Source organism: Larkinella knui, from assembly GCF_003858645.1.
In the GTDB taxonomy this organism is placed as follows: domain Bacteria; phylum Bacteroidota; class Bacteroidia; order Cytophagales; family Spirosomataceae; genus Larkinella; species Larkinella knui.
Window position 1 is genome coordinate 1,024,217 of sequence record NZ_RQJP01000001.1, and the last position, 13,713, is coordinate 1,037,929.

Annotated in this window: 15 protein-coding genes; 7 read left to right on the forward strand and 8 right to left on the reverse strand. The window is 51.6% G+C overall.

All coding sequences use genetic code 11. From position 1 onward, the window contains the following. The first annotated feature begins 35 nt into the window (after window positions 1-35). Window positions 36-1,025 (forward strand): aldo/keto reductase, encoded by a 990-nt coding sequence (locus tag EHT87_RS04120; protein ID WP_229320829.1) that lies wholly within the window; start codon window positions 36-38, stop codon window positions 1,023-1,025. 171 nt (window positions 1,026-1,196) lie between these two features. On the opposite strand, the gene EHT87_RS04125 is transcribed toward EHT87_RS04120, so the two are convergent. Next, on the reverse strand, window positions 1,197-1,928 hold the full coding sequence (locus EHT87_RS04125) for a GDSL-type esterase/lipase family protein (protein ID WP_185716139.1): 732 nt from the start codon (window positions 1,926-1,928) through the stop codon (window positions 1,197-1,199). A 208-nt stretch (window positions 1,929-2,136) separates the two neighbouring features. On the opposite strand from EHT87_RS04125, the gene EHT87_RS04130 reads away from it, so the two are divergent. Continuing rightward, a complete protein-coding gene (locus EHT87_RS04130) occupies window positions 2,137-3,615 on the forward strand; it encodes a sensor histidine kinase (RefSeq protein ID WP_124904138.1) in 1,479 nt (492 codons plus the stop codon). Window positions 3,616-3,740: 125 nt separating this feature from the next. Next, on the forward strand, window positions 3,741-4,418 hold the full coding sequence (locus EHT87_RS04135; RefSeq protein ID WP_124904140.1) for a response regulator transcription factor: 678 nt from the start codon (window positions 3,741-3,743) through the stop codon (window positions 4,416-4,418). Here EHT87_RS04135 and EHT87_RS04140 read toward each other — a convergent pair whose 3' ends face one another. Together EHT87_RS04140 and EHT87_RS04145 are read right to left on the reverse strand one after the other, a co-directional pair. Beyond that, window positions 4,419-5,195 (reverse strand): recombination directionality factor, encoded by a 777-nt coding sequence (locus EHT87_RS04140; protein WP_124904142.1) that lies wholly within the window; start codon window positions 5,193-5,195, stop codon window positions 4,419-4,421. Between the two features lie 121 nt (window positions 5,196-5,316). Then, window positions 5,317-6,150, reverse strand: coding sequence for a DUF5694 domain-containing protein (locus EHT87_RS04145; protein ID WP_124904144.1), 834 nt, complete (start codon window positions 6,148-6,150; stop codon window positions 5,317-5,319). A gap of 21 nt (window positions 6,151-6,171) precedes the next feature. On the opposite strand from EHT87_RS04145, the gene EHT87_RS04150 reads away from it, so the two are divergent. Beyond that, window positions 6,172-6,933, forward strand: a complete 762-nt coding sequence (locus tag EHT87_RS04150; RefSeq protein WP_229320831.1) for an ABC transporter substrate-binding protein — start codon at window positions 6,172-6,174, stop codon at window positions 6,931-6,933. Here EHT87_RS04150 and EHT87_RS04155 read toward each other — a convergent pair. After that, window positions 6,925-8,193, reverse strand: coding sequence for a hypothetical protein (locus EHT87_RS04155; protein WP_124904146.1), 1,269 nt, complete (start codon window positions 8,191-8,193; stop codon window positions 6,925-6,927). The two genes, EHT87_RS04150 and EHT87_RS04155, sit on opposite strands and share 9 nt — an antisense overlap. A 120-nt stretch (window positions 8,194-8,313) precedes the next feature. Here EHT87_RS04155 and EHT87_RS04160 point away from each other — a divergent pair, with 120 nt between their 5' ends. The 3 genes from EHT87_RS04160 (at window position 8,314) to EHT87_RS04170 (ending at window position 11,022) form a co-directional block, all read left to right on the forward strand. Then, a complete protein-coding gene (locus tag EHT87_RS04160) occupies window positions 8,314-8,829 on the forward strand; it encodes a DUF2911 domain-containing protein (RefSeq protein ID WP_124904148.1) in 516 nt (171 codons plus the stop codon). 387 nt (window positions 8,830-9,216) lie between these two features. Beyond that, on the forward strand, window positions 9,217-9,894 hold the full coding sequence (locus EHT87_RS04165; RefSeq protein WP_124904150.1) for a hypothetical protein: 678 nt from the start codon (window positions 9,217-9,219) through the stop codon (window positions 9,892-9,894). A gap of 90 nt (window positions 9,895-9,984) precedes the next feature. Next, complete coding sequence (locus EHT87_RS04170) at window positions 9,985-11,022, forward strand: AraC family transcriptional regulator (protein ID WP_124904152.1); 1,038 nt, start codon at window positions 9,985-9,987, stop codon at window positions 11,020-11,022. Here the strand turns inward: EHT87_RS04170 and EHT87_RS04175 are convergent. The 4 genes from EHT87_RS04175 to EHT87_RS04190 form a co-directional block, all read right to left on the reverse strand. After that, complete coding sequence (locus EHT87_RS04175; protein WP_124904154.1) at window positions 10,958-11,377, reverse strand: DUF4260 domain-containing protein; 420 nt, start codon at window positions 11,375-11,377, stop codon at window positions 10,958-10,960. The genes EHT87_RS04170 and EHT87_RS04175 overlap by 65 nt on opposite strands. A gap of 139 nt (window positions 11,378-11,516) precedes the next feature. Next, window positions 11,517-11,909 carry an OsmC family protein gene (locus EHT87_RS04180; RefSeq protein WP_124904156.1) on the reverse strand — a complete coding sequence of 131 codons (393 nt, stop codon included), beginning with the start codon at window positions 11,907-11,909 and terminating at the stop codon, window positions 11,517-11,519. 253 nt (window positions 11,910-12,162) lie between these two features. Continuing rightward, complete coding sequence (locus tag EHT87_RS04185; protein WP_124904158.1) at window positions 12,163-13,083, reverse strand: NAD-dependent epimerase/dehydratase family protein; 921 nt, start codon at window positions 13,081-13,083, stop codon at window positions 12,163-12,165. A 102-nt stretch (window positions 13,084-13,185) separates the two neighbouring features. Beyond that, window positions 13,186-13,698, reverse strand: a complete 513-nt coding sequence (locus EHT87_RS04190; RefSeq protein ID WP_124904160.1) for a hypothetical protein — start codon at window positions 13,696-13,698, stop codon at window positions 13,186-13,188. Window positions 13,699-13,713 lie beyond the last annotated feature (15 nt).

Below are 13,713 nucleotides of genomic sequence, written 5' to 3' on the forward strand. Positions count from 1 at the left end.
TCAGACCTTTGTTTTCGTACTACTAAATCAAGGTGATGAACAGAAAACTAGGAACAAATGGCCCGCTGGTGTCAGCAATTGGGTTAGGCTGTATGGGCATGTCGGGCGCTTACGGACAAAGCGACGAAAAAGAAGCCATCGCTACCATCGAAAGAGCCCTCGAACTGGGGCATAATTTTTTAGATACCGCCGATTACTATCGCCTGGGCCACAACGAGGAGCTCATTTCCCAGGCCATCAAAGACAAACGTGGCAAAGCTTTTCTTTCGGTAAAAACCGGTCAGTTGGTAACGGCTGCCCCTGACGGATCTATGACCCCTGGTCCGGTTAGCGGCCATCCCGATTTCCTTCGCAATGCAGTTTTTTACAGCCTCCGCCGTCTCAAAACCGACTACATCGATCTTTACACCCAGGCTCGGGTAGACCCTGCTATTCCGATTGAAGAAACGGTCGGTGCGCTGGCTGAATTAGTCCAGAAAGGGGTCATACGGTACATCGGACTCTCGGAAGCCTCGGCCGATTCAATCCGCAAGGCCGCCACTGTACATCCCATCACGGCCTTGCAGATCGAGTATTCGCTGTGGAGCCGCGATATTGAAGCCGAAATCCTGCCCACCATTCGGGAGTTGGGGATCGGGCTGGTAGCCTACGCACCGTTAAGCCGGGGTTTTCTGAGCGGTGAAATTAAAACGCCCGACGATCTCAAGGACAGCCGTGTCAATATGCCCCGCTATCAGGGGGACAACTTTTTCAAAAATCTGGAGCTAGTTGAAAAAATTACCCTGCTGGCCACTGAGAAAGGGTGTACGCCCGCGCAGTTAGCGATAGCCTGGGTGCTCGCTCAGGGTAATGATATCATTACCATTCCCGGCACCAAACGGATCCCCTATCTGGAGGAAAACATCGCATCCGAGCATGTACAGCTCACTCGGGAGGATCTGCAAAGCATTGAAGCGATCATGCCGGCGGGAATCGTTTCAGGCACCCGCTACCCGGAACGGTTTATGAATGCTCTGAATCAATAAACGATTTTTTCCCGCTGTGAAAGCTAGCGATTCGTAACATCAAAAAGAGGAGCCGACCATGAGGGGAAACCGTTGAGGTTGGCTCCTCTTTTTAGGGAGCACTGGTAAGGATCCTGTTTTTGGGAAATGAATAGCGAAAACGGGCAAACCTGGCGGTTTTATGGACATTGATTAGTCCTTCCTGGGCGGTGGCAATACCTTTTTCAATGCTTTGAACCAGGTCTGAGCCATTTTTTCGGCACCCAACGCGTTGGGATGGACTTTATCGGCAATCGTGTAGGTTTGCCAGTCCCACCCTTTTTCCTGATTAACCAGAATGACTTGCTTGTTATTCAGCTGTTTAACCAGATCCCGTAGTTGCTCATTCAGAGCCGGGATGTAGCTGTATTTGGGCAATTTTCCGCTGGTTATAACCTGAGCAACCAGGATGATAACCCGGGGATTGATGGACAGTAGTTGGGTTATAATCGACTTTTGAGCCGCAACGATGCCCGCAACCGGGTTTTCGGTATCAAAATGGTTGTGTCCCGTATGCAGCAGAACAAGGTCCGCCGGAAACCGGGTGTAAATACTATCGGCTTTCTGCGCTAAAAATTCCGCATTTTTGCCACTATACCCGGCATTATAAACGGTGTCTGTCTGGTAGATACTGGCCTTCGGACCGATAAACTTCAGCGGATAACCGGCCTGCTGGACCATTTTCCGAAGGGGAAACAGGTACGAAACAAAATCAGGTCCACCCTGCGTGATCGAATCACCGAAGCCCAGGAGGGTGATTGCCTTCGAACTGGTGTCGGTATTTGCTGGTTGGGCGGACGCCGGTTGTATCGTAAACCGGGCTGACACGGGCTTTGAAAGGGCCAGGATGAGAAAGAGTAGGGTTCCGGTTGGCAATGATCGCATAACTGACTTGGTTGAAAATAACTGCAAGAAAAGCATTCAGAGACGATTTGCTTTCTGATTTTTCAGAACGAGTGCGTTATTTTTCAGAAGCACCTGTATTCCTGTTCCGGGAATGCAGGTGCGCGCAATGGTTAAATAAAGCTACGTACTGTTAAACAGTGTTAACACCGTTGGAAAGCCGCCCGAAAAGCCGGTACTTTTGGGCACAATGAAACAGCGCATCCGGTCGATATTTGTTCTGATGACGGTTTGTATCCTGGGCGTCATGGCGTTTCAGGCCTACTGGCTTTATACCAGCTACCGACTGCACGAGCAGCAGTTTCGACGGACCGTGCGCGGGGCTTTCATTTCGGCGGTGGAAAAACAGCAGATCAGCGATGCCCGAATCCTGTTTCGGGGAGAAGTGAAAGCTGGAGAACCACGCCGGCGGTTTCATTTCCGCCAGCTGGAATCCGGCGATGGACCGGAAGACCAGTTTTCGTTCAATCGGTTCAACGACAGCGTTTTAATTCAGTCGACTGACTCGAAAAAGGTGGGCATCAAGGTGATGAATTACACGGTAAGAAGGCAAGTAAGGGAACCAAAATACAGCGTTTTTATCGATACGCTGGCCCGGAAAATCTCCAACAGGCTGATTGTAAACTGGGCGGGCAATCATTCGTTCAACCTGAAAAAATTTGACTCGACCTACCGGGCCGAGTTGCTGCTGCGCGACATTGATCCCACCTACCAACTGGACACCATTCAGTTGAAACCGGAATTGTTTATGCGGCAAATGGAAGAGCTGCCCCGCGCGGGTTCGCCGATTAAAACCCCGCCCATGCCCATCAATCCCGTAAAAAACCAGTTTCTGCAGGCGTCTTTTGCGAGTCCAACGGGGTATATTTTACGGAAAATGGATTGGCTGCTGGCGGGGTCCGCTCTGTTGATGGCCCTGACAACCTGGTGTTTTCTGTACATGGTATCGACGATTTTGAAGCAAAAAAAGCTGTCGGAAATCAAGAACGATTTTATCAATAACATGACCCACGAGCTGAAAACGCCGATTGCTACGGTTTCCGCGGCCGTCGAAGCCATGCAGCATTTTGGAGCACTGGACGATCCGCAGAAAACGCGGACGTACCTGAACATTTCAAAAAATGAACTCCAGCGTCTGTCCGATCTGGTCGAGAAAGTGCTGAACATGGCGGTCGATGAAAAGAAGGAACTGGAACTGAATCGCGAATGGCTCAAACCCGCCGACCTGATTCAGGAAGTGGTGGGGAATCATCAGTTGAAAGCGCAGTCTGGCACGCCGGGCAAGCAGGTCGACATCGAAATAGAAACCGCTCCGGAAACCGCCCGCGTTCAGGCCGACCGGCTGCACCTGGCTAATGCCATTAACAACCTGATTGACAATGCGATCAAGTATTCGCCGGACTCGGTTCGCATCCTGATCAACAGCCGGGCCGACGATGCGGGCTGGCAGCTGACGGTGGAGGACAACGGCAACGGAATTCCGAAAATGTACCATGAAGCAATCTTCGACCGGTTTTTCCGGGTTCCGACGGGGAATCTGCACCCGGTGAAAGGCTTCGGCCTGGGGCTGTCGTACGTTCGGCAGGTGGTTGAGAAGCACGGCGGGCGCATCGAGGTGAGCAGCGAGCCGGGGCGCGGAAGTGTGTTTGTAATCTGGATACCGACTTAGAAAAGAGTTAGTTATTACACAGAGTTGATCAGAGAAAATCAGAGGTTATCAGGGAAAAGAGAAAAATAACTCTGAGAGACTCTGATTTTCTCTGATCAACTCTGTGTAATAACTAACCAAAATTTATGGCAACCGTACTTTTGATTGAAGATGAACGTTCGCTTGGCCTGATTGTCCGGGATAGTCTGGAGGTCCGCGGTTTCGGGGTTTTATTCGCGGCTGATGGCGAGGAGGGGTATGCGCTGTTTGTAAAACACCAGCCCGATGTGGTGGTGGCCGACGTCATGATGCCCAGACTCGACGGTTTTTCGCTGGCCAGCCGCATTCGTCAAACCGATCCATACGTTCCGATCATCTTCCTGACCGCCCGATCCCAAACCGCCGATGTCGTGCGCGGTTTTGAGCTGGGCGGGAATGATTATCTGAAAAAACCGTTCAGCATCGATGAACTGATCGTCAGGATTCAGGCCCTGCTGAACCGAAACCAGGTGCTGCGTCCACCCGCGCCGGATCGACTCCCGATTGGCGGCTATCAGTTCGATTATCCCAAACAGAAACTGGCGTTTAACGGAAAAGAGACGCCGTTGTCATACCGGGAAGCGGAATTGTTGAAGCGGCTTTACGAACAGCGCAACCAGGTGTTGGAACGCTCGGTGGTGTTGCTCGATCTGTGGGGGGACGACAGTTTTTTCAACGGCCGGAGTCTGGACGTATTCATCACCCGGCTGCGCCGGTATTTGAAAGACGACCCGCAGGTTCAGATTGTGAATGTGCGGGGCGTGGGGTATAAGTTGATTGTGTAACTACTCGATCGCGGTCGGCAACTGCTCCGGTTTATCGCCGTTTTCACTCAGCCAGTGACCCACATCCGCCTGCGGATTCTCGCGAAGGTAGCGGGCCAGGCGGTGGGCGGTTTCGAACGAAAACTGCGGCACCAGATCCACAATCGGGTATTGATACACCATGCCCGGTTTGTTGGACTTCACTTTTTTGACCTTCAGCAGAAACGGCAGGTACTGCACACTGCCGAACAGTTTCTTGTATTCATCGAACTTGTTGCGCAGATTGGGAATCGTCGTCTGAACGGCGCGGGTGCTGAACTGCCAGTAGCCCAGCAGCGGTATGTCGCGAATTACGAACCGCAAGGTCAAAACCGGGAGCCATTTAATGAGTTTGGCTTTGCCGGGATGCAGGTTTTTCTGCAAAAACGTGATGGTTTCTTCCTTGATCTGGGGGCGCTTTTCGGTGTTGGTGACGGCGTATTTTTTCAGCTCGTCGTTCCAGATGTGAAAGGTATAGTTGTCACCGTAGCCGAACAGTTTGCCGTCGGCGGTGCGAATTTCGAGTCGTTCATTGCAGACAATTTCTTCCTGATCGGAATAAAACAGAATGGGCAATTCGGTGATCGTTTCACCGTAGACTTTATGAACGGTTTCGGCATGATCCCCACGAATCCGAAAACTGTCGATGCTGCTGGGAACTACCTGGCCCGACCGCTCCACTTTTTCTCCCACGGCAATCCGTCCTAATTCCGTCAGCGCGGAAGAGGGCGACGGATTGCTGTCCGATTGAATACGCATGTTGTTGTTTACGTTCGATACGATAGACAAATATAGGTAATCGGAAAGATCTATTGGTCACAATCCGCGGAACGATCTGCTTTCGGGCGTCACTTCCGGCGATCGGATCCTGACCAGGCCACTACGGGGTAAACAGACTCTCCAGTTCCACGATCTCAAACCGGGCGTGGTTTTCGAAAAACTGACGCAGGATGGCGGTGTGTGAACTGCCGTATAAAACCACAATTGCCGGGTCCGTTGCCGGGTTCAGATTGCGGAGGATGTTGGTAAAAATGCGGAGGTTTCGGTCATACCAGCTTAGCGTAAATTCTTCCCCGGTAAAATCGGATTTATCCCCGTACATCAAGGCGTAATGCAGGAAATCGGATTGGCTCAACTGCCGGTTGTATTTCGAATTAATTTGCAGATAATAGTCTTTTAACGTGGATTCCCTGAGTTTTTTCTGCGGTTTCCGAAACAGATACGGTGTTTTGAAAAATTCTCCGCCGTAACTGCCTTCAGCGTGCGTATTTTCGTAATCTTCGAGTTTGTAAGCAGGCAGATCGGTTTGGCGATCGGTTGCAACGACGGCAATTCTGGGGTTTTTGCGGACGCAGCGGTAAGCGATCTGATAAATTTCGTTTCGGGCACGGGCGCTGTCTTTCAGTTCGCCTTTTACGAAAAGTTTTCCGAGTGAATCCAGCAGACTCTGTCGGGTATAGTTGTATTCGACGAAGATTTTCGATACGTTCGCACTGCTGATATGACCGGCAATCTGATCCAGTTCATTCTGCCGTTTGGCTGAAAAAAGATCGGGGAAAGGCGTTTTGCCGGGGTCCGACGTGGCCCCGAAATGAAACGTACCGAGTAAATAGACTTTGATTTTAGCGGGACTGTCTTGCCCAAACGACGGAACGCAGCTTAGATAGATCAGGATTGCCAGCAGGGTGCGTAACAGCGCCAGTACAATTTTCATGAGTTTTAGTCTGGTTAAGAAATGCAAGGTAATGCAAAAATACCGCCCCGGCGCATCATTTCCGTCGTTCCGTCGCAAACCGAATTGCTCTTCGAACTCGGGCTGGAAGCGGAAATTGTGGGCATTACCAAATTCTGTGTTCATCCGGCAGAAAAGGTAAAAAACAAACCCAAAGTTGGGGGCACCAAAACGCTTCATCTGGCCGAGATCCACCGCCTGAAACCGGACTTTATTCTTGCCAATAAAGAAGAAAATACCCGTGAACAAATCGAGGAGTTGCAGCGGTTTTACCCGGTTCTGGTAACGGATGTCAATACCGTATCCGATGCGCTGGCGATGATTCGGGACGTGGGAGAGCGGGTCGGAAAAGCTCAGAAAGGGGCGGCATTGGTGAAGAAAATCGAAGAGTCTTTTTACAAGAACGGAGCTGCCTCAGCACATACGGTCGCCTACTTCATCTGGCGAAAACCGTACAGGGTTGCGGCCCGTCAGACGTTTATCCATTCCATGCTGGAAATGGCCGGTTTTCAGAATGCTTTTGGAAACCTGACCCGTTACCCCGAAGTGACGGAAACCGATCTCCAGACCGCCCGACCCGATCTGATTTTTCTGTCGTCGGAACCGTATCCGTTTTCGGAAAAACACCGGCATGAATTGCAGGAAATTTGCCCGTCCGCCCGGGTCGTGCTGGTGGATGGCGAGCTATTTAGCTGGTACGGGAGCCGGTTGCTGAAAGTTGCGGATTACCTGAAGGAGCTGAAACAAAAGCTCGGCTTACAGTAAAACCGCCTTGATCCGGCCATCGGAAAACCGGGCTGATTTTACCGCACCCGTTCCGTGAAAATAATACCGCAGTCCGACAATCTTCCCGGCATCGTCCTGAAACCGCCCTTCATACGCCAGTTTTTCATTGACAAATACCTTCGCCAGTTTGTCTTTCACCTCACAGCGAACTTTCACCCAATCGGAAAAGTCGACACCAAAACCGGAGAGGTCGCTGGTTTTACCCGAAACATTTTTTCCGGAAAACGATAGATTCAATTGACCCACACAGCCTTTCAATGACAATGGAATAAAATGCATGCCATTGGAACACAGCACCATAATGCCCACGTTCTGGCATACGGCCTCGAATCGGTTGAAGGTGCTTTTCAATTCGGTTTCAAAGAGAAAGTTACTGCTCGACAACTCACCCAGGGGCTGTACGTAATGGAAACTGGTCGACGGAACGCCCTGCCGGAAATCGATGCCCTGCCCGGTCAGGTCGGCCTCAGTCAGCGCGAGGGTTCCCATTTGCCGGAGTTGTTTGTCCGGAAAATACACCGGAATCGAATCGCGGTTGATCGTGCCAAGCCAGCCCTCGGTTTTGATATACAGATCGTGTTCTTTTACGATGGAATCGTTCAGGATTAGTTTGGCCCGAAAATAACCGGGATAAAAATACGTGCTGGCGTAGTGGTGATCGTCTTTCCCGACCCGGTAGCGCAGTTTTGGATTCCAGCTTTGCTGAATAAAAACGCTGTCGGCGTTAGAATCCGTCGCGTCATAGTCGAACAAAACCGTATTGGGGAGTCCGCTGGAAACCGGGCGACTGGTGAAGGTCAGCGGTCCGTAGTGCAACGGTTTGTTTCGTTTCTGAAAAGCCCAGATACCGGCTAACCCCAGCATGACCAACGTGCCGACGACCCAAGGCCAACGCCAAACCGATGGGCGGGCAACGGGAAGTGGAGCGGGTTGAGCGGGGAGGTTCTGAATTGGGGCGTCGTTCACCGGAACGGGGTCTTTCCGAAGCTCCCGCCAGTTTTCGTAACCCACAAATTGCGCCAGCGTATTGAGCGTGGTGGCCGTGGGGGCACTGTTGTAGCGGACTTTTCCCCATATCCGTTTCAAGGTGCTGGCACTGAGCGAAACGTTGGTTTCGGAAAAAATGCGTTCACTCAGGGCTTCAAAATCCTGATTCTGCCACTGGCTGCTGTCGCCCCAATTCACTTTCTCTTCGATCAGCATTCGGCAATGCTGTAACTTGTCACCTTCGGTTTGCATTGACAATCAGCGTGAATCAACTTGAACAGTCTTGAACAACGGGCGAATTATCTATTTTCGATGAATTTTTCCACCTTTGTTCGGTAATTTATTCCTTCAACCAAAGTTACGTAAACCATCATGAAAAAATTGCTCATTTTCACAACATTGCTTTTGATCGCCCAAATGACCTTTGCCCAGGAGGACAAGTCGAAACGGCCCAGCCCACCGGCAGTGGCCAAGCAAACGGTGGGTGGCAAAACCATCACCATTGACTACAGCCAGCCGTCGGTCAAAGGCCGCAGCGTCTGGGACCCGGCCGGTAAAGTAGCGCCCATGGGCAAAGTCTGGCGGACCGGAGCGAACGAAACCACTACCATCGAATTTTCGGATGATGTAAAACTGGAAGGAAAACCCGTACCCAAAGGCAAGTATGCGCTTTTTACGATTCCGGGCGAAAAAGACTGGACGATCATCATCAACAAGGGCATCAAGTGGGGCGCGTTTACGTACAAACAGGAGGAAGACGTGCTGCGCGTGACGGTTCCGGCGAAAAAAGCCAAGAACTTTCAGGAAAAATTTACCATTGATATTTCCCCGAAAGGCGATGTGGCGATGGTGTGGGCGGATACGAAAGTTGATTTCATGGTGAAATAAGCCCGCGTTCTGAATCGGAAAACGCGACTACGTGCGGCTTCTTTTTCACTAAAAAGCAGTCCGCAACTGCCTGGTGGATCGGGCAAACCGGTTGGGTGCTTGCCCAGCAGTTTGCCCGGTTTCATCGACGAATACCGCCAACTGCTTTCATACTTAAGCCGGGATTTTCAGGTGATTGCCTTTTCTACCCGCAAACTCCCAATGCCGGACTGGCCCGCATTCCGGCTTCGGCCCCGGCGGTTTTGCTCCGGAAACCACCGCTGACCTTCGAGAATATTCATCCGTCTATTTCCCAAAATAACCTTGAAACGGGCTTATTCAGTCCCTCGGTTTTTACCGTGGGCAGGAAGGCTGGTGCCTGGTTTTGAACCAAACCGATTTTCAAACATGAAAACAAATTCTACATTCCAGGTCATTTTTCTGAGCCTGAGCCTGTTTTTCAACACGCTTGCTTTTAGTCAGAAGAGCGGTAATGTCGACCTGGGTCGTCTGGCGAAGGAAAACGGTTTCAAACTGTATAATCGCGCCCTGAAAGTGCTTCCGGAGGGGGACCGCCCGGGCGTTCGGCTGGAAGAGCGGGACGCCGATGCCGGTGTGGCCTGGCTGGAAAACGTAGCTTTCCAGCAGGGAACCATCGCGTTGGCTATGCGGGGGAAAGACGTGTTGCAGCGGAGTTTTGTGGGCGTCGCCTTTCATGGCGTCGACGATAAAACGTACGATGCGGTGTATTTTCGACCGTTTAATTTCCGGGCCTCGGACCCGGTTCGGCACAGCCACGCCGTTCAGTACATTTCCCTGCCGGACCATGACTGGCCGGTATTGCGCAAGAACAATCCCGACCAATACGAACAACCCATCGAACCGGCTCCCGATCCCAACGGCTGGTTTCAGGCCCGCATTGTGGTGGATCAGGAAACCATCAGCGTTTTTGTGAACGACAATGCACATCCCAGCCTGGTGGTCAAAAAATTAAACAACCGCAAAGACGGGCGAATCGGATTATGGGTCGGGGCGGGTTCTGGCGGTGATTTTGCCAATCTGAAAATTTCACCTGCCAATCCCTGAAACCGCTTCATCAGCCGGAAAGAGCCTCTTTGATGGTTTGCCGGTGAACGACGCGCAGATAATTTCGTTGGGCGTCGTATCTTCGCGGGCATGACCACTGATGAAACGCTCTCTTCCGGTTCTTTTAATCTCATCCTGTATGCCGCCCGACAGCGGGGGGCGGATTCGTCGGCCTTGTGCCGGGCGGTTGGTGTTGATTCGGCGGTTTTGCAAAACCCCGACGGCCGGGTTTCGATTCAGGCTGTGCAGGCCCTTTGGAAGGAAGTCATTCAAATGACCGGCGAGTCTGATTTACCCCTGCAACTGGGCGAGTTGATCAACCCGTTGTCGCTGGGGGTGCTGTCGTATGTGATGATGCACTGCCCGACCCTGGGAAAAGCAATTGAGAAACTGTGTCATTATCAGGATATTGCGTGTGAGGGTGTGCAAACCGTCGGACGGCTGGTCGGCGACCGGTTTCATCTTTCGCTGACGTTGACCAGTAAAGCCATTATTTATCCCGACTACACGCTGGGTTCCGAACTCTCGATGTATCAGTCGGCTTTTCGGGCTTTGACCGGGCTGCCGGTGGTCGCCGAAGAAATCCGGTATGCGTTCCCGGCACCGGAAAACCAGCTGGCGTACGAGCGCGTTTTTGCCCCGGCCCGATTGGTGTTCGACGCCAGTGAAACCGTGCTGATTCTGGATGCTGCGTGGCTGGATACGCCAATTCTGAATGCGAACCCGAGTCTGTATGCTTTATTTGACCAGCATGCCGGAGAATTGCTGCGGCAACTGCGGACGACGGCCGAGGTTCCGGCTGCCCTTTCGGTTCGGGTGAAACAGGAAATCTTCACACTGTTGAAAGGCGAAGAACCGGCGCTGGCGGCAGTGGCGGAGGGGTTGGCGATGGGTGTTCGCACGCTCCAGCTGCATTTGAAAGAAGAAGGCTTTACGTATCAGCAATTGCTGGACGAAGTGCGGCACGATCTCGCGGTCCGGCACCTTCGCGAACCCAATTTCAGCACCACCGACATTGCGTACCTCCTCGGGTTTTCCGAACCCAGTGTGTTTTACCGCACGTTTAAGAAATGGACAGGCTCGACGCCCGGTGCATACCGGACTGCCGCGCTTCGTCTGACGGCTTAGCGGCATTTTTGCCGATGCGACCGAGGTGCGTATGGCCAAAATCATCGGTGTATTTCAGTCCGTAGCCCATCATCCGATCCATAGCCGCGTGGCCAAAAAGCAGAATGCCGGTCAGCAGGAGCGGCTGGTTGTTCAGCGTTAGGCCCAGGATGCCGATGCCGATTGCAAATGCTTTGTGGTGCATCAGGTTGTAGGCATACGCGCCCAGTTTGGGATTGATCAGGTATCCCAGCATACTCAGATCCGGAACCAGAATCAGGGCCGGAAACCACCACCAGGCAAAAGGCAATTGATTGAACAGAACGATCGAAAGGATAAATTGGGCGGCTTCTTCGAGTTTTAGTAGCGTTTTCATGACAGTCTTTGTGTTTTGTGTATGTCAAAGGTCCGCCAAAAAAACCGGGTTGGGGATGACCGGAAATGAAAATCGAAGTGACGAAAAACGAAATTTTGCCGGCGCTCAGAATACCGGTGATCCCTGGCCCAAAAATCCGTCAGGTAATCAATTCAATGTTCAGACCTTGCCGCAGGGTGTTGTGGATTTCGGCAATTTGGTCGGTGTGGCGAATCAATGCATCGATTTCGTCGGGCGATGCATCGGCCGTGACGTTCGCTTTATATGTGAAATTGGAACCGGATTCACCTTCTGCCCCAAATTCTCCGGAAACTTCAACTACGACGCCCGAAACAGCGATGTTTCGCCTGGTGGCTTCCCGGTAAATGTCGTTGCAGAAACAGGTCGCCAGGGCAAGCAGCAACAGTTCACCCCCATTGATGGAAGATCCGAAGCCGGACGGTTTGGGTGGAATGAGCAGCCCTTTGGTCGAATTGTCGGTCTGCACGATGATCTCGTGCTTGTTCAATTCACTCACTAGTTGGGCAGACATTTTCATACGGGTAGAGCCGGTTTAGGTTGAATCGTCGGCGTTACACTCCGTGAATTCCGGTAAAATAAGGCAGTTTCCGCCGATGAAAACCGCTGATTTAAAAAGTACGGCTAAATTAACATGAACTATGAAATGATTGACCCCGGATCGGTTCGATTTGCGAATACCGGTACGGGCCGCTGGCGCTTAAACAACGGTTTGGCCCGGGAGTCGTCTACGCTCATCGTTCGCGTTAAATTCAATTCTAAGAACCTCAATTTCCTTCCACGGTCTTTCTAACGCCTTCCTCCGGTTTCGTAGGCTGAAAATTAAACGCTTTTTCAAACTTGCTGCTGTCGAAGAAATAATCCCGGTCATACTGATACGCCATCTCCGGAAACTCACGCATGAGCGGAACAAACAGCCCGATCAGGCGAATCATCCAGGTGGGTAAAACGGACGCTTTCGGTTTAACCTTCATGGCTTTGGCGAACAGGTCGATCCATTGCTGGCCGGTCAGGCGGGTGGCGTCGGTGGGCAGGTGCCAGACCTGGTTGTAGGCGCTGGCGGTATTGCCGAGCAGGGCCGTGGCTTTGGCGGCATCCGGCGTATACGTAAACGTGTGGATTTTGTCCATTCGGGCAAACCAGTTGGCGGCTTTTCCTTTCCGGTAATTTTTCACGACGGTTTCCACCAGCAGGCTTTTGTCGTTGTGGGGGCCGTAGAAATCGGCGGCCCGGGCGATGAGTGCCGTCAGCGTTCCCTGATTGACCTCACGCATCAGCATGGCGACAATTTCGGCTCGAACCTGGCCTTTTTTACTAATGGGTTTGATGACCGTTTCTTCCGTCATGTGTCCAATGGCGTTCGCATCATACAGATAGACGTTGTCGAAAAAGACGAGTTTAGCACCCGCTTGTTGGCAGGCATCGATCGTATTTCGCATCAGGGCGGGCCAGTTTTCGCGCCAGACTTTGATGTTGTAGTCAAAGCCGACGGTCAGGTAAACCACTTCCGAACCTGCCACAGCTTTAAACACCTGATCGCGGTCGGTGACGTCGGCCGGAAACAGTTCGTCCGTCGGGTTGACTTTTTTAGGATTACGGCTCACCAGCCGGATCCGGTCCGTATACCGGGAAAGTTCTTTGGCTAATTCGCTGCCGATGGTACCGCCGGCGCCTAGTATGGTTTGCATGCTCTTTTCGGATTAACTATAGCGCAAAAGTGAGGAAAGATACCAGGAAAGCGAATGACTAAAAATGAAAATAGAAGTGACTAAAAACGAAATAAAGCGGACTTACGGGTTTGCCCGGTTCCCGTAAACGACACCCCAGGAAGTTTGGTGCAATTGTAGGTTCAGGCTGTCACCTATTACCGCTTTTCGGCTGGTGTAAAAATCATGATCACCTTCGGTGGTTTGGAGAGTTATCAGATAATAATCGGCACTCATTTTGTCCGCATTTTTTGCTTTGATTACCGATCCCGATACCTGATAGTTTTTTGTTGGGGCAACCAAACAATATAGCCTGATTATACTGAATTGGAGAAGTGCGCTGATTGTATAACATGCCAACAAAAAAATGAAGTTGTCACCAATTCGAACGGCCCAGAGGTCTTCACCAAAAAAACGGCGCCTGATCTGGAAACCGGTAAAAAGACTCCAGAACAAGCCGGCTTTAACAGCGCGAACTTTCGGCTCAACGTCTCCCAAATGGCAGTACTCACCCGGACAGGGTTTGATAAAGGCAAAAACGCCACAGGCAAGCAGAAAAATCCAGGCGGCTTGTTTTGCGGTAAAGTTAATTTTCATTCGAATGGATTGACT